Below are 15383 nucleotides of genomic sequence, written 5' to 3'. Positions count from 1 at the left end.
ATTTTAAGCCCCCACCATTGAACGCGACAGATCACAGTTTTCACACGCTCCGGTCGCTTGCTGTCTTTGCGCGGCGGTCGGTAAAAGCAACGGCGCGTATTCTGCCCCACTAATAAAGGATGGAAACATGATCGTTAAGGGAAGACCCGTAGCTGACACGCTTTATGGCACGAACGTAGCTGACACAATTTATGGATATGCGGGCGACGATAGCCTTTGGGGCTATGCGGGAGACGACTATCTCGACGGTGGCGACGGCAACGACCGCATGTACGGTGGCGACGGCAACGACTTCTTCAAGGCCGGTCCAGGCGACGATTATGCTGAAGGCGGCGTCGGCAACGACTCCTTCGATGGCGGCCTTGGCAACGACCACTTCGTCGGTGGCCTGGGCAACGACATCTTCGACGGCGAGGACGGCGACGACATCCTCGACGGCGGCGATGGCCACGACACCATGCTCGGCGGTGCCGGCAACGATACCTTCTACGGCGGCGCCGGCGAAGAATACATCGACGGTGGCGCCGGCAACGACATCATCTATGCCGGCGACGGCAACGACGGTTTCGTCAACCGCATCAACCCGGCGACCGGCAAATTGACGACGCAGGCCGTCGGCGGCGGCGCCGGCGACGACTACATCTATGGCGAAGGCGGCAACGACGCGCTCAAGGGCCAATCCGGCAATGACCACGTCTATGGCGGCATCGGCGATGACCGGGTCGACGGCGGCGACGGCGACAACTATCTCGACGGCGGCGACGGCAACGACATTCTCGATTCCGAGAGCGGTCGTGACGAGGCCCATGGCGGTGCCGGCGTCGACAGGATCAGCGTCGGCGCAGGCGACGACCTCGTCTATGGTGATGGCGGCAACGACAGCATCAGCGGCGAAGACGGCAACGACACGCTGAACGGCGGCGATGGCGATGACCTGTTCTATGGCGGCAACGGCAACGACACGATCCGTGGCGATGCCGGCAAGGACACGCTTATCGGCGAGAGCGGCTCCGATTTCCTCTGGGGCGGCGCCGACGCCGACCGCTTCGTGCTCAAGGGCGCCGGCGCGCTCGTCGGCCAGGATACCATCATGGACTACCAGGATGGCCTCGATCGCATCGTTCTCGAAAAGCTCGGCATCACCCGCTACGCCAACACCGGTGGCCCCGGCACGGTCTATGCCTATGACGACCCGAGCGGCGACGTGATCCTCAAGGCGCAGGATTCGGCTGGTCACGCGTTCTCGATCGTCGTCGACGATCCGAACGGTACTCTGTCTGCGGCCAACTTCAGCGCCGCGGACTTCACCTTCGCATAAAATACCGGCGGCCGCGGGTTTGAATACGCGCTTCGCGGCCGCCACTACCACCCGTCCCTGCCTTCACCGGCAGATAACTCAGCGGGAGACCGCTTCGCCCGCGGCGAGTGATCGCAAGGCGTCGTCCAGTTCATCGAGATCGCTGATACGCGTGTCGGCCTGGTGCGCCTCGTCCGGTGCCGCCGTGCGGTGGACCCGCGCTTCGCGCGCCACCATCACAGTTTGCCATCCGCGCCGGCGCGGTGTGACGAAATCCTTGAGCGGATTGTCGGCAATATAGACTAGAGTGTCCGACTTGACGTCAGCCCAGGCCTCGATCGCCTCATAGGCCCGTGCGTGCGGCTTCCAGAATTCTCTCCCCCAAAGGTCAGTGAAGATCACCCGGTCGACCAGGGCTTCGAGCCCCAGCGCCTTGACCTTGGCCTGTTGCGTGGCCGCGGGCCCGTCGGTGATGATCGCCCTTCGGCCGACACGCGCACGCTCCAGATAGCGGCGCGCATCGTTTGCCAGAGAGATTTCGGGCTGGTGTCCGCGATAGACCGCAACCAACTGGCTTACCAGCGCCTCGTCAGGCGCAATGCCCATCGCCGCCAGGGCCATATCGAAAACGCGCCCGCTGTGTCCGCGCGCAGCAACTGCCTCGCAATGCCCGGCGAAGCCTTCTACGCCCAGATGGTGCGCCAGCCAGGCATCAACGGCCCTGAAGCCGCTTAGGGCGAAATCCCGCTCCAGATAAAGCGTATCGTCGAGATCGAAGACAAGCACCTGCTCGCCCATCCGCCTATCCCCTGAAGACCGCTGCATCGTATCGCAGCATCAGCACGCCTTCGCGCCAATCGTCGTGCGCCGTTCTCGGCAAGCCCGCCACTTCCTCAAGCAGCCATTGCGCAAAGGTCGCGCCGGCATGGTCAACGAGCGGATAGCCACCGCCGAAACGGGCATTGATTTCGATCACCCGCGGACCAGTGAGCCGATCGTCCATGACCTGGAAACAGAACGCGCCGCGCAAGTCCGGCAACGCCCGCAAGATGCCCTCGGCCATCGCCCGATGCACCGGATGACGCTCGGTGACGCCCTTTTCGACTTCGCCTGCCCTTATGCGCAAGCGTCGATGCGAAATGACCGACTGCAAAGTGCCGCCGTCATCGACGAACGCATTGACCGTATGCTCCGGGCCGTCGAGATATTGCTGCAGGATCATCGGCTCTGCGGTCGTTTCCGGCAGATCGGCCATTGAGCGCACCATGCTGATCGAGCGGCTTGCGCTCCCGGCATTGGGCTTGAGGAACAGCGGCCAGTTCCAACGCGAAAGCTCGCCGCGAACCTCCTCCAGCATACCGGTTCGCGGGACCGGTACTCCGGCCGCGTCGAGCACGCGCATGGTTTCGAGCTTGTCGCGCACGACGTCGATGACAGCCGAAGTGCTCACATGCACGCGGCAATCGAAGCCGGCGAAATCCCCCGCCGCACCCGCAAGCGGCACAAGTTCGGGATCGATCGTAGGCACGAGCAGGCGCACATCATGCGCCCGCGCGATTTCCGCCAGGCGGTCGGTGAACTCCGGGTGATTATAGGCAGGGACCGAGAAAGCCCGGTCGGCGACGGCGCAGGCGGCGCTCAGATCGGGATCAAGGTCGCAGGCCAGAATCTGGATATCGATGTCCAGCGCGCGCGCTGCCCGACGAAAGCACTCGATCAGGCCAACACGTCTTCCCGCGGAAGAGACGAGGATCTTGAACGACCGGTACGCCATACACGCCTTCTCCTTGACTGTTAGGACGAGGGGTCAAGGCAATCGCCGCAGCCCCGCCCGACTGAACCCGATGCCAATGCCCGCGCGATCACGCTCCCAACTTGCTGTGCACTGGGGGGCGCCGGCCGTCGGCTGTACGCCACGCGGTTACCTCGATGCACTGCCGGTCTCCGCACATGACGGTGAAACCATCCGCCGTATGGGTCTGAACTTGCGCGGCAAGGCCGATGTAGCGAAAGGACTCCGCGAAGGCCCGCGCCGCATCGAAATGGACGACCCTTCCGTCCTGACGCGAAAAGGCGCCAGGATAGGGTTCGCCTACCGCCCTGATCAGGCGCAGCACCTCAGCCGCCGGCCGCTGCCAGTCGATCAGGCCATCCTCGGCGACACGCTTTGCGCAATAGTTCGCCAGGCTGTGGTCCTGCTCGACCCGCGGCGCCCTGCCCGCTGCCGCCAATTCAACAGCCTCCGGCACCATCTCCGCGAGATTGCGCACATGCTTGCCGTAAAGACTGCGCGCCGTCTCGTCCGGCGCGACGGGAAACAGGCGCTGCAGGATGATGGGGCCGGAATCCGTGCCCTCGTCGATCCAGAAGAGCGACGAACCCGTCGTCTTTTCGTCAAGCAGGATGGTCCAGGGGATAACACCCCTGCCTCGCAGGCGCGGCAGCGCCGACGGGTGAAAACCGATCACCCCGAGCCTCGGGATGGCACGGAAGGCTTGGCGGCAGATCTGCGACCAGCCGAGGACCAGGACGAGGTCCGGGTCGCAGGCGCGAACGGCTGCAAGCGTGTCTTCGGCGTTCACATTGGTCGTGTGGCAGACCGCGCTGCCCGCCGCGCGCGCCGGCGTCGTCAAGTCCGCGAAATCGGAATGGCGATCCGCAGCCTCCGGCGGCAGCGTAACCACCAGGGAGGGCAGCATCCCCTTCGCCAACAGGGCATCGAGCGCGATCCGGGATCCTTCGACGGCACCAACCAGAGCAAAACGCATTTTGGTTCTCAAATGCACAATGTGTCAGAGCGCAATATACAACTCGGATCACAACCAAGGGAAGAAATAACCCATCCGGGCGATATAAATGTATTTCAAGTATGATATGACGGGATGCTATTTCAGAGCCGGGCTATACTGCAAGAGAATAATTGCATGACAGTGTCTGCCGTTGTATCTTGAATCCACTGCTTTTCTAGGGTGCGCTCTGGAAGGCCAATTTAGAGTACGAACCTATTTCAGAAATGATCGCATCCGATGTGCCCTCCAAATTCGAGGCAATAGGAAGTTGATGTCCTGGCGTGCATGGCGCGCCCAGGAATTTAATGCTTGTGACCAGCGCCGGGATACACGCCAGTGTGCCCCGTCGTCAGGCTCAGGGAATGCGGAGGAATGCCCTAACGGCGGCGCAACTTCGGATCCACGGTATGATTTTGCATTTGATCACCAATTTCAGCGCAAGCGCCGGAGCTGAGACGATGCTCGCGCGCCTGCTCAAGGCGTCGTCTGACGAACGCGTCATGGTCGTGTCGCTACTCGATGTCTCGGCGCGAAACCGTGACCTCGCGGACAATCCGCGCGTCGAGTATGTGGCGCTTGGCGCGCACTCGCTCCCGGCCATTCTGCAGGGTACGATGCGGCTTGCCAACATCATCCGCCAGGAAAAGCCGAGCGTCATGCTCTGCTGGATGTACCACGCCATGGTGGTCGGCACGGTCGCTGCCAAACTTGCGCGCCGCGCCACCCCGGTCATCTGGAATGTTCGCCAGTCGCTCGATGACGTCGCCTCGCTGTCGCGAAGCTCCCATGTGGCGATCGCTGCTGCCCGGGTGCTCTCCGGTTCGGCCTCCGGCATCATCTACAATTCGTCGCGCGCCCGCGAAATGCACCGCGCCTACGGCTACCGTAACCTGAATTCGGTTGTCATCCCGAACGGCTTCGAAATCCCCGCGGTGGCGGCCGGCCATGAGGCGCCGCCGCGGCGGATCGGCATCGTCGCACGCTTCCACCCGCAAAAGGACCACGCCACCTTCTTTCGCGCCGCCGCTTCGGTGTTGCGCACCCATCCCGACACGCGCTTCCTCGCCGCCGGACGTGGGTTGGCCTGGGACAATCCCGAAGTCGTGCGGCTGATTGCCGATGCTGGATTGCCAAGCGAGGCCATCGACCTCAGAGGCGAAGTCGCGGACATGGAGGATTTCTACCGCAGCATCGACATTCTCGCTTTGTCCTCCAGAACCGAGGGCTTTCCGAATGTTGTTGCCGAGGCCATGAGCTACGCGAAAATGGTGGTGGCAACGGACGTCGGAGACGCGGCAGAGGTTGCCGGCAATGCCGGGATCGTCGTGCCTGCGCGCAATCCTGAGGCCTTTGCCGACGCCATGCGCAAGGTGCTCGACCTGTCGCCGGAGGAATATGCCCGCTACGCGCATCTCGCCCGCGATCGCATCGAAAGCGAATACACGCTGCACAACATCGAACGGCGTTACTCCAATTTCCTGAGGAACTTCTAGCAAGCCACCGCACGGCTCAAGCTGCGGAAAGAGAATTCGGAGAGGGGGACCGACACATGAACGACAACGACAAGGGGGCTCGACCTACGCGAATGCCGGCGGACTTGGCGCCGACAGTCAGGCGGGCATCATGACGACGCCGATACGCACAGTCATCATCGACGACCATCCGCTCGTCATCGTCGGCGCCCGCGCGACGATCGATACGACCAGCGATATCGTCTGCGTCGGCGCGGCTGGAACAGGTGCGGACGCGCTGGCGCTGATCAAGGAAACCGGGCCCGACGTTTCGGTCATCGATATCGCCCTTCCCGACATGAGCGGCCTTACGCTCGCCGAACAAATCCTCAAGCAGCAGCTTTCGGCCTATGTTGTGGTGATGACGATTTACCCGGAACGTTCCTACGCACAGCAGGCGCTTCAGATCGGCGTCAAGGGCTTCATCCAGAAATGCTCGGCGCCCGAGCACCTGCTGCTTGCCGTTCGCTCCGTCACGCATGGCGGGCTCTATCTCGACCCGCCGACCGCCCAGGAACTGACCCGCGCGGCGCCAAGCCCCGGATCGCGCGCGTTGAAGGCGGCCGGTGTGCCGGGGCTGACCCGTCGCGAGCAGGACGTTCTGCGCCTCGTCGCCCTTGGGTACTCCAACAAGGAAATCGGCGCGCGCGCCAATGTGAGCGTCAAATCGATCGAAACCTACAAGGCCCGCGCGACGGAGAAGCTACAGCTCCACACGCGGGCGCAGATTGTCCATTTCGCCTTGACCCACGGCTGGATGAGCGCCGTCTAGGCCGTGGTCGGGTCGGGCGCAGGCGGGATTGTCCGCCTGTCCCAATCGAGACAGGAGCCGCCATTGCGAATTGTGTTCGTGCTTTCGGGGCTTGGTGCCGGCGGCGCAGAAAAGGTCGTCAACATCCTCGCGCGCCATCGCTCGGCCCGCGGTGACGACGTGCACGTGCTCGCGCTCAATGCGGAAACCCCTGAGACCTACTTCGCCTACGACCGCTCCGTCCGCGTCGAAGCGCTCGGCGGCGGCTCGTCGGTGCCTGTGTTCAGGACGGCCGAGCGTATCGCCCGATTGCGCGCGCGCCTGCGCGCCCTGTCGCCCGACCTCGTCATCTCCTTTCTGACGAAGGTCAACATCATGGTCGTGCTTGCCAGCCGCGGCCTCGGCCTGCGGCTCGTCCTTTCCGAACGAAACAACTTCAACACGCAAGACATGAACGGGCTGTGGCGATTGGCGCGGCCGTTGGCGGCCCGCCTGGCGGAGCGGCTGGTGATGCAGACGACGGAAGCGGCCAATTCGCTGCCGCCGGCCCTCAAAGCCAAGGCCGTGATCATCCCCAACCCGATCACGCTTCAGCATGTGCGTGACAGACAGTCAGGCACCAGCACCCGGCTGCTGGCCGTCGGCCGCCTGGACAGGCAGAAGGGCTTCGATCTGCTGATAGACGCCTTTGCCGATGTCGCCGGGCGCGCGCCGAACATGACGCTGACCATCTTCGGCGAGGGCCCGGAACGGCCGGCGCTCGAGGAACAGGTCCGACGTCTCGGCCTTTCGAACCGCGTTCGGCTGCCCGGCACGACGAAATCCCCGGTCGAATGGATCAACGCCGGTGATATGTTCGTCCTCAGTTCGCGCTTCGAAGGGTTCCCGAACGTGCTGCTTGAGGCGATGTCCGCCGGCCTTGCCAGCATCGCCTTCGATTGCCCCTGGGGACCGTCGGAAATCATCGACACGCCGGCCGTTGGGGTGCTCGTCCCCAAGGAGGACACGCACCGGCTGGCAGAGGCCATGGTCCGCCTAGCGGCCGACGCAACGCTCCGGCAGCAGATCGGCGCCATGGGCGCGCGCGCGGTTGCCGCGCGCTACGCCATCCAGTCGGTCCTTCAGCAATGGGACGATGTCATCGCAGCGCCTGATGAGGCCCAGGCGCTTTACCCGGCAGCGCGCGTATCGACCTGACACGGCGCCGCCTTCGGAAGGCGACGCCGCATCGCCCGATCACGATCCGGGCGACGTTGCTGGCTTCAGATAGAGGGTCGGAATCCCATATCTGTCCTTGAAGCCGAGTGAGGCGGACTGCACGTAGCCGTGGCTTTCCGCAAAGGCACGCATCGGCTTTTCCAGTTCGTCTTCAAAGCCCAGCAGAAACGCCGCCGGCGGGTCTTTCTCGAACAGCGCTTCGATCGTCGATGGCGATGTCATCTTGTAGTACTTCGCCAGGTCGGGGCTCGTCATGTCGGCGGTGCGGTAGGCAAACGGCCCTGTCGCCAGCTCGGCATAGACATCGAGGCCGCCTTCCAGCGGATAGATGGGCGCGAGCGTCGCAACCTTGCCGGTGACGCCGGCAGCCTGCATCCTCTCGGCAATCGTCACGCCTCCCTCATGCACGCGCATCGTCGTCCACTGCTGCGGATGGGTCGCCTTACCGAGGTATTGGCCAAGGCGCGGCGCGTTCACCGCAAGAACGACAAGCACGGCCGACAGCAGGATCGGCCGCACCATGGGCAGCGCGCGCGGCCCAAGCGCCTCGAGCAGAAGCCCAAACGCCAAAGGAAGGCAGACGAGCGGCGGCGCAAAATACTGCGGGAACCCGGGCGTCGGAACGAAGCTCAGCACAAAACTGCAGAAGAGCACGCCGGCAAGGACCAGCACCTCCCCGATGCGCAGCCTTGGTTCGGCTGCTGCATTGTCCGTGCGCCGGGCAAAGGCGATGAACGCGATGGCGATGAGTGCGGCAAGCGCAACGGCCACGGCTGGCGCAAGCCATATGTCCTGCGCCATGACCAGTTTCTGGGCAAGCGACATCGCCCCGCCCTCCCCGTCGCCGCTCATCAGCCGCCAGTATTGCGGATGCGGACCGGTATGGTAGCGCACCACGTGCGCCAGAAAGAGTTGGGGATCCCTGACGAGGTAGAAGAGGATCGGCGCCCCGCCGACAAGTCCACCGATGAGCAGCGGCGCCGCGACCTTCACGATACGATCCTTCAGCGCCAGCGAGCGCGGCAGAAGGAATGCGGCCACGGCGACGGCCGGGATGAAGGCGATGGCGCTCAATTTGAAGCACACGGCCAAGGCCAGCAGAAATCCGGCGAACGCCACCATCAACGAACGGCGCTTTTCGTTACGCAGGGCGAGAAGAAAGAGACTGAGGCCGAGAAAGGCGAACGGCCACGGCAGGAAATTGTTGGTGGCGCCGACACCCGTCTGGGTCAGAAACAACTCGTTCACCAGCGACAGGATGCCGACGCAGACCGTTGCCCAGGCCGAGCGCGTCAACACATAGACCACACCGCCGACAGCAACAGTCAGGAGGATCCAGGCGAGAAAGACACCGAGGCGACCGCTTAGAAGCAGGTCGCTCGACCCCGTCAGCTTGCTGATGGCGTAGAAGTACCAGGCGGAGGCGGGCGGATGATTGTAGAAGAAATCGGCGTATAGCGCATGGTCGTTCAAGAGCCTGGCCGGCGGAACATACAGCTGCTCGTCTCGCCGCATCTCGAAATTCATGATCCGAAGAAACAGGAAATAAAAAACGAACAGGAAGAACAGGACTGCGGCAACTTGATAGAAAATCCCGACTGACTTTCCTTCAACGGAACCCGGTCTTTCCGAAGAAACACTTGCTGGATAGGTCATATAAAAACTCCGAACAAAAATAGACGAAGTATAAAATACAGGCTGGCGACGGGAACGATGCGGTCGCACACGACTTCAAATGGATCACACAGGATCGTAATGCGCAGTGGCGCACGCCCTAGCGGGACAACCCCGACAAGTGTGCAGGGATAAACCTGACACGTAAAAAGGCTTGCGGCCCAGCAGAATATAAGGTATTTCTTGTATATTAGTTACTTAACATAACGGAAACCCTGGGATTTATCCAGACATATTCCGTAGCGCGCAGGTAACCGCCTGCCTTTATTGACGTGCATTTTTATCAGTTATTGAAAACGCTCAAATCGCGCATTGGATCGCGATTGCTCATGAATAAAACCTGAGACGTCAACACTATCCCAAACATATCTTCTTGGAGACCGCTATGAAAGTCGTTCTCTTTGCGGGAGGGCTTGGCTCGCGCCTGGCCGAGGAAACCACGCGTATTCCTAAGCCGATGGTTGAGATTGGTGGCAAACCCATCATTCTTCACGTCATGGATATTTACAGCCACTGGGGGCACCGCGACTTCGTCGTGGCCGGCGGCTATAAATGCATGTCGATCAAGAGCTTCTTCCATAACTTCCATCTGTCGACCGCGGACTTTACCGTCGCGCTCGGAAGTGGCTCGATGGTGCTGCACCCCAATCATCCGCTCGACTGGAATGTCTCTGTCGTGGACACCGGCCTGTCGACGATGACCGGCGGTCGGCTCCTGCGCCTGCGCGAATGGCTCGACAACGAGCCCTTCATGGTGACCTATTCGGACGGCGTCGGAAACATCGACATCGAGGCGCTGCTGGCGTTTCACCGCTCGCACGGGCGCCTTGCGACGGTCACCGCCGTTCAGCCTCCGGCCCGCTTCGGCAACCTCGAGATCGAAGGCGACCAGGTCGTCGAGTTCACCGAGAAGGTGCAGAAGAAGGAAACCTGGATCAACGGCGGCTTCTTCGTCTTTGAACCTGGCGTGCTCGACTACATCCCGAGCCTTTCCGAACCGCTGGAAATGTCGCCGCTGACCAATCTTGCCCGGGACGGTCAGCTGTTTGCCTACAAGCATCACGGCTTCTGGCATCCGATGGATACGGTGCGCGATCGCGATTACCTGAACGGCCTGTGCGAAAGCGAAGATCCGCCGTGGCTGCACTTCGAACGCGATCACCTGGCCGCCGCGACAGCCGCACCGTCCACCCATCACGTACGGATGTAGGACATGGCTTTGATCACCAGCGAGGCTGACCTTGCCGAGGCGTTCCGTGGTCGAAAGATCCTGGTCACGGGACACACCGGTTTCAAGGGAGGCTGGCTCTCGCTCTGGCTGAGGCGACTGGGTGCAACGGTGGTCGGCCTGTCGCTGCCACCGTCGACGCCGTCCTTCTACCTGGCGACCGGCCTCGACGATGTCATCGACGGCCACGAGGGCGACATCCGCTCTGCCGCCGACGTGGCGCGGGCAATCGACGGACAGGATTTCGATCTCGTCATTCACATGGCCGCGCAGGCTGTGGTGCGAGCCTCCTTCGAGAGCCCGGTCGACACCTATGCGACCAACGTCGTCGGCACCGCCATCGTGCTCGATGCGGCAAGGCGCATGAAGTCCCTGAAGGGCGTGATCGTCGTCACCAGCGACAAGTGCTACGAGAACCGCGAATGGGTCTGGGGTTATCGGGAGAACGACCCGATGGGCGGGCGCGATCCCTACAGTTCGTCGAAAGGCTGCGCCGAACTCGTCGCAGCCGCCTATCGATCCTCGTTCTTCAATGAACCCAACGGACCGCAACTTGTCAGCGTGCGCGCCGGCAACGTCATCGGCGGCGGCGACTGGGGCGCCGACAGGCTCGTGCCCGACCTGGTCCGGTCGGTGGAAGGCGGCAGCCCGGCCCGGCTGCGCAATCCGGCGAGCATCCGGCCATGGCAGCACGTCTTCGAGCCGCTTCGCGGTTACATGATGCTGGCGGCGCACCTGCTTCACGGCAGAACGCGCTTTGCCGGCGGCTGGAATTTCGGCCCCGACCAGGAAGCGACCGTCAATGTCGGAACGCTTGCCGACATGGTCGTCGGCCAATGGGGCGACGCGCCACCGAAATACATCGTCGAGCCGCAGGTAAACGCGCCGGTGGAGTCGACCATCCTGCGCCTCGACAGCACCAAGGCCCGCACGGAACTCGGCTGGAAGCCGGTGCTGCGCCTGCGCGACACCGTGGCCATGACTGTCGCCTGGTACCGCAGGTACCGGGAAGATCCGAGAAACATCCGGTCGTTCTCGGAGCATCAGATCGAGCAATACGCCGCCGCTTGGAAACAGGAAGTCGAACACGAAGCAAGACCATTGCCATTGCGCGACATCGGAGATTGGAAAGATGCGAGTTAATTACGGACAGTCCGTTTACGGTCAGGAAGAGATCGACGCCGTTGTGGCAGTCCTGCGCTCATCGACACAGATGGGCGCGGCCGTCAGGACGATGCAGGAACGTGTCGCGACGCTCTTCGCGAAACGGCATGGCATCATGGTGAACTCCGGTTCGTCTGCGAACCATCTCGCCATCGAAATCGCCGACCTTCCGAAGGGATCCGAGGTCATCACGCCCGCATTGACCTTTGCGACGACCGTCGCCCCGATCGTGCGCGCCGGTCTTGTCCCGGCATTCGTCGACGTTGTCGAAGGCACCTACAATATCGATGTCGATGCGATCGAGCGGATGATTACCAGGAAGACGAAGGCGGTGATGATCCCATCGCTGATCGGGAATTTGCCTGACTGGGATCGCATTCGCGCCATCGCCGACGCGCACAAACTGCTGGTGATCGAAGACAGCGCCGACACGCTGGGCGCGACGATCAGGGACACCAGCACCGGCGCGCGGTCCGATATCAGCACGACCAGCTTCTACGGCTCACACGTCATCACCGCGGCGGGCAACGGCGGCATGGTCTGCGTCAACGACGACGAACTGGCGCGCAAGGCGATGCTCTATCGCTCCTGGGGCCGAACATCCTCACTCTTTGTCGAATCCGAGACCATCGAGAACCGGTTCAACATCGATCTCGACGGCTTCGATTATGACGCCAAGTTCGTGTTCGAGGTGCTGGGCTTCAACATCGAACCGTCCGAAATGGGCGCGGCGTTCGGGCTCGTCCAACTCGACCGACTGCAGCAGAACATCGATGCGCGAGAGCGCAACTTCGCCAAGCAGCGCGCCTTCTTCGAGACCTACGAGGACTGGTTCGTGCTGCCAGAGCAATTGCCGCTTTCGCGAACCGGATGGCTCGCCTACCCGATGACCGTGCGCGCCGATGCGCCGTTCACCCGCCGGGAGATGCAGATCTTCCTGGAACAGCGCGACATCCAGACCCGTCCGGTGTTTACCGGAAACATCCTGCGCCAGCCGGCGATGAGTGGCGTTCACAGCAAGGTCGAACCGCGCGGCTATCCGGTCGCCGACGACGTGATGCGCGGCGGCATCCTGCTTGCCTGCCACCACGGCCTGACGCAGGCGCACCTGGACCATATCCACCAGTCCTTCCGTGATTTCGCCCAGCGGTATGCAAGCTCTGGCGCCACAAAGCGCCGGGATCATCAGCCGGCCTCGTTCTTCTGAGCGAACACGAAACGCGCCTCTCCGGCCAAGGGGAGGCGCGTCAGACGGATCTTCGGTCCTCGGCGGTCACGCGTAGATGAGAAGAGGCGCATGTCGAGAATATTGATCACCGGTGCCGCTGGTTTCATTGGTTCGCATCTGACGCGAACCTGCCTCGACGCGCGCCATGAAGTGCATGTGGTGGTGCGGCCCGGCTCGGAAGACAGCCGGCTCGAGGCCGTCGACGGTGCGTTCATCCGGCACAATTTCGACCTTCAGTCCGACGATGCCATGCGGCGTTGCCTGCAGGACGTCGAGCCGGAAATCGTCTTCCATCTCGCCGCCCGTACACGCCGGCGGGAAGAGGCGGAACTCAACGACGCCAAGGCCGGCATCCGCGAACATCTCAATGCATTGCTCGGCCTGCTCGGCGCGGCAAGCGCGCTGCGCCATCCACCGCGAAAGATCATCCGAACCGGATCGCTTGCCGAATATGGTGCGACACCCGCCCCCTACGAGGAAGACAGCCGCGAAATCCCGGTAAACGCCTATGGCGCCGAACTGACGGCCGCGACCCATTTCATCGGCGGGTTGCAGACACGCCTGCCCTTTCCGGTGATCACCGCACGGCTGGCGCTTGTCTTTGGCCCGAGGCAATCGACCGAATTCATGATCCCGTCCTTCATCGAGCGTTGCCTTGCCGGCCAGCGTTGCCTCGTACGCCATCCCAGCGACCGGCGCGACCTGCTCTATGTCGACGATGTCGTCGAGGCGCTGCTGCGGATTGCCGATGCGCCGGTCAGCACCCGGCTCGTCAATGTCGCAACCGGCATCGCCCCGCCGATGCGTGAGGTCGCACGCCTGATCGTCGAACAAACCGGCGCCGACCCCGCCCTCATCGAATACGGCTCGGCCACCTCGACAGGCGGCATCCGCGATTTCCGGGCAGCGCCGGGGCGCGCCAAGGATCTGTTCGGCTGGAGCGCCCGCATACCGTTTGCGGAAGGGCTGGCCCGCACCATCGCATGGCACAGGGCCGTCGTACCGCCGGCCTCGAACGATGGCCACGCATCGCGCAAGACCGTCTGAGGGTGGTGACGACGAGATGAAGAAGAGACAGAAAATCTCGATCCTGGTACCGGCCTATAACGAGGAGGCCAATGTCCGGCGCGCCCACGAGGCGATCGTCGATATGTTCCGCAGCCTGCCCGAATACGACCGCGAGATCATCTTCACGGACAATCACTCCACCGACAGAACCTTCGAGATCCTGTCGGAGATTGCAAGCGAAGACCCGAGCGTTCGGGTGATCCGCTTCAGCCGTAACATCGGCTACCAGCGCTCGCTGCTCGTGGCCTACAAGGCGGCGACCGGCGATTGCTCGGTGCAGATCGACTGTGACCTGCAGGATCCGCCGCACCTGATACCCGGCATGATCGATCTCTGGCTACAGGGACACCAAGTGGTCTACGGCATTCGCCGGACGCTCACCGACGGTTGGCTGACAACCCATATCCGCCGCGCCTTCTACTGGTGCATCAACGCGCTCAGCGAGGATGATCTGCCGCTCAACGCCGGCGAATTCAGGCTCGTCGACCGATGCATCCTCGACGAGCTGCGCAAGGTCGACGACACGTCTCCCTATCTGCGCGGCCTCATCAGCGCCATGGGGTTTTCCCAGGTCGGCTTCGAATACGACCGTCACGCGCGCGTGGCCGGCGAAAGCAAGTTTCCGTTCAGGGCGATGCTGTCACTTGCGGTCGATGGCATCCTCAACCATTCGCTGACGCCCCTCAGGCTCGCCTCGATGGCGAGCCTAGTGATGGGCACCGCCACGCTGCTGCTTCTCTTCGGCTACCTCGTCGGCAAGCTTCTGTTCGGGCAGGACTGGCCCGCCGGCTTTGCCACGACCACGATGCTGCTTTTGCTTTCCATTACCTTGAACGCGATCTTCCTCGGCATCATGGGAGAGTATGTGGGCCGCATCTTCATGCAATCGAAGCACCGCCCCGCTCCGATCATCGAAGCCTCAATCAACAACGACGAACACCGGCGCCCGACGCCGGCGATGCCGGACTGGAGGCGCGGCGATGTCGCTGCCGACAACAAAAGACGCTAGTTCCCGGCAGCGCGCCGGCGAAACGCTCGCCCGCTTTGCGGCCGTGGGCGCCGTGACGACGTTGCTCGACATGGCGTTGTTCAACACGTTCTATTTCGCGGGGGCGCCGCCAACGCCGTCTAACCTCGTTTCCTATTCCTGCGGCATCGCGGTCAGCTACATGCTCAATCGCGCCTGGACCTTCCGCGCCGCCCACAGCCATGTGCAGGCGGTGAAGTTCGTCGCCGCCACCCTGACGGGCCTCTTGATATCGACCGCGATCGTCGCGGGCCTTGCCCTCCTGATCCCGGCACCGGTCGCCAAGGTGGTCAGCGTCCCGATCGTCTTTGTCTGGAATTATCTGGCGTCGCGGCTTTGGGTCTTTCGCGGCGCGGAGCAGCCTAGTACAGCCGCTAGAAACAACACTTAAAACAAGAAGTTCAGTGCAGCTTAAGTTTAGTTAACAC

At 62.6% G+C, this 15383-nt stretch carries 14 protein-coding genes; 10 read left to right on the top strand and 4 right to left on the bottom strand.

What is annotated here, in order from left to right; all coding sequences use genetic code 11:
- Positions 1 to 127: 127 nt before the first annotated feature.
- Positions 128 to 1318 (top strand): calcium-binding protein, encoded by a 1191-nt coding sequence (locus ACIQUG_RS32735; protein WP_402326489.1) that lies wholly within the window; start codon positions 128 to 130, stop codon positions 1316 to 1318.
- A 78-nt stretch (positions 1319 to 1396) separates the two neighbouring features.
- Here the strand turns inward: ACIQUG_RS32735 and ACIQUG_RS32730 are convergent, their stop codons facing one another.
- The 3 genes from ACIQUG_RS32730 to ACIQUG_RS32720 all read right to left on the bottom strand — a co-directional run bounded on the left by ACIQUG_RS32730 (position 1397) and on the right by ACIQUG_RS32720 (position 4065).
- Complete coding sequence (locus ACIQUG_RS32730; RefSeq protein WP_402326488.1) at positions 1397 to 2095, bottom strand: HAD family hydrolase; 699 nt, start codon at positions 2093 to 2095, stop codon at positions 1397 to 1399.
- A 4-nt stretch (positions 2096 to 2099) separates the two neighbouring features.
- Positions 2100 to 3071: an ATP-grasp domain-containing protein gene (locus ACIQUG_RS32725; protein ID WP_402326487.1), complete on the bottom strand. Its 972-nt coding sequence runs from the start codon at positions 3069 to 3071 to the stop codon at positions 2100 to 2102.
- Between the two features lie 88 nt (positions 3072 to 3159).
- Positions 3160 to 4065 (bottom strand): methionyl-tRNA formyltransferase, encoded by a 906-nt coding sequence (locus ACIQUG_RS32720; protein ID WP_402326485.1) that lies wholly within the window; start codon positions 4063 to 4065, stop codon positions 3160 to 3162.
- A gap of 428 nt (positions 4066 to 4493) precedes the next feature.
- On the opposite strand from ACIQUG_RS32720, the gene ACIQUG_RS32715 reads away from it, so the two are divergent.
- From ACIQUG_RS32715 to ACIQUG_RS32705, 3 genes are all read left to right on the top strand, one after another.
- Positions 4494 to 5579 (top strand): glycosyltransferase, encoded by a 1086-nt coding sequence (locus ACIQUG_RS32715; protein ID WP_043610801.1) that lies wholly within the window; start codon positions 4494 to 4496, stop codon positions 5577 to 5579.
- A gap of 130 nt (positions 5580 to 5709) precedes the next feature.
- Positions 5710 to 6369, top strand: a complete 660-nt coding sequence (locus ACIQUG_RS32710; RefSeq protein WP_402326483.1) for a response regulator — start codon at positions 5710 to 5712, stop codon at positions 6367 to 6369.
- A gap of 72 nt (positions 6370 to 6441) precedes the next feature.
- Entirely contained in the window at positions 6442 to 7545 is a 1104-nt protein-coding gene (locus tag ACIQUG_RS32705) for a glycosyltransferase family 4 protein (RefSeq protein WP_402326548.1), read from the top strand.
- Positions 7546 to 7584: 39 nt separating this feature from the next.
- On the opposite strand, the gene ACIQUG_RS32700 is transcribed toward ACIQUG_RS32705, so the two are convergent.
- Positions 7585 to 9222 (bottom strand): glycosyltransferase family 39 protein, encoded by a 1638-nt coding sequence (locus ACIQUG_RS32700; RefSeq protein WP_402326481.1) that lies wholly within the window; start codon positions 9220 to 9222, stop codon positions 7585 to 7587.
- Between the two features lie 403 nt (positions 9223 to 9625).
- On the opposite strand from ACIQUG_RS32700, the gene rfbF reads away from it, so the two are divergent.
- The 6 genes from rfbF to ACIQUG_RS32670 all read left to right on the top strand — a co-directional run bounded on the left by rfbF (position 9626) and on the right by ACIQUG_RS32670 (position 15346).
- Positions 9626 to 10450: a glucose-1-phosphate cytidylyltransferase gene (gene rfbF / locus ACIQUG_RS32695; protein ID WP_052201503.1), complete on the top strand. Its 825-nt coding sequence runs from the start codon at positions 9626 to 9628 to the stop codon at positions 10448 to 10450.
- A gap of 3 nt (positions 10451 to 10453) precedes the next feature.
- A complete protein-coding gene (rfbG, locus tag ACIQUG_RS32690; protein ID WP_402326479.1) occupies positions 10454 to 11611 on the top strand; it encodes a CDP-glucose 4,6-dehydratase in 1158 nt (385 codons plus the stop codon).
- Positions 11601 to 12839: a DegT/DnrJ/EryC1/StrS family aminotransferase gene (locus ACIQUG_RS32685; protein ID WP_402326478.1), complete on the top strand. Its 1239-nt coding sequence runs from the start codon at positions 11601 to 11603 to the stop codon at positions 12837 to 12839. Before rfbG ends, ACIQUG_RS32685 begins: the two co-directional genes overlap by 11 nt.
- Positions 12840 to 12929: 90 nt before the next feature.
- A complete protein-coding gene (locus tag ACIQUG_RS32680) occupies positions 12930 to 13907 on the top strand; it encodes an NAD-dependent epimerase/dehydratase family protein (RefSeq protein WP_402326477.1) in 978 nt (325 codons plus the stop codon).
- A 16-nt stretch (positions 13908 to 13923) separates the two neighbouring features.
- A complete protein-coding gene (locus ACIQUG_RS32675) occupies positions 13924 to 14937 on the top strand; it encodes a glycosyltransferase family 2 protein (RefSeq protein WP_402326476.1) in 1014 nt (337 codons plus the stop codon).
- A complete protein-coding gene (locus ACIQUG_RS32670) occupies positions 14909 to 15346 on the top strand; it encodes a GtrA family protein (RefSeq protein ID WP_402326474.1) in 438 nt (145 codons plus the stop codon). The genes ACIQUG_RS32675 and ACIQUG_RS32670 overlap by 29 nt, the downstream gene beginning before the upstream one ends.
- The last annotated feature ends 37 nt before the right edge of the window (positions 15347 to 15383 follow it).

Source organism: Ensifer sp. NPDC090286, from assembly GCF_044769565.1.
Classification (GTDB): Bacteria; Pseudomonadota; Alphaproteobacteria; order Rhizobiales; family Rhizobiaceae; genus Ensifer.
Note: the sequence above shows the minus strand (reverse complement) of the source record. Positions and strands in the feature narration are given on the sequence as shown.

Coding starts and splice junctions, on each gene's coding strand:
- ACIQUG_RS32735 (WP_402326489.1), top strand. CDS start 128: ATGATCGTTAAGGGAAGACCCGTAGCTGACACGCTTTATGGCACGAAC.
- ACIQUG_RS32730 (WP_402326488.1), bottom strand. CDS start 2,095: ATGGGCGAGCAGGTGCTTGTCTTCGATCTCGACGATACGCTTTATCTG.
- ACIQUG_RS32725 (WP_402326487.1), bottom strand. CDS start 3,071: ATGGCGTACCGGTCGTTCAAGATCCTCGTCTCTTCCGCGGGAAGACGT.
- ACIQUG_RS32720 (WP_402326485.1), bottom strand. CDS start 4,065: ATGCGTTTTGCTCTGGTTGGTGCCGTCGAAGGATCCCGGATCGCGCTC.
- ACIQUG_RS32715 (WP_043610801.1), top strand. CDS start 4,494: ATGATTTTGCATTTGATCACCAATTTCAGCGCAAGCGCCGGAGCTGAG.
- ACIQUG_RS32710 (WP_402326483.1), top strand. CDS start 5,710: ATGACGACGCCGATACGCACAGTCATCATCGACGACCATCCGCTCGTC.
- ACIQUG_RS32700 (WP_402326481.1), bottom strand. CDS start 9,222: ATGACCTATCCAGCAAGTGTTTCTTCGGAAAGACCGGGTTCCGTTGAA.
- rfbF (WP_052201503.1), top strand. CDS start 9,626: ATGAAAGTCGTTCTCTTTGCGGGAGGGCTTGGCTCGCGCCTGGCCGAG.
- rfbG (WP_402326479.1), top strand. CDS start 10,454: ATGGCTTTGATCACCAGCGAGGCTGACCTTGCCGAGGCGTTCCGTGGT.
- ACIQUG_RS32685 (WP_402326478.1), top strand. CDS start 11,601: ATGCGAGTTAATTACGGACAGTCCGTTTACGGTCAGGAAGAGATCGAC.
- ACIQUG_RS32680 (WP_402326477.1), top strand. CDS start 12,930: ATGTCGAGAATATTGATCACCGGTGCCGCTGGTTTCATTGGTTCGCAT.
- ACIQUG_RS32675 (WP_402326476.1), top strand. CDS start 13,924: ATGAAGAAGAGACAGAAAATCTCGATCCTGGTACCGGCCTATAACGAG.
- ACIQUG_RS32670 (WP_402326474.1), top strand. CDS start 14,909: ATGTCGCTGCCGACAACAAAAGACGCTAGTTCCCGGCAGCGCGCCGGC.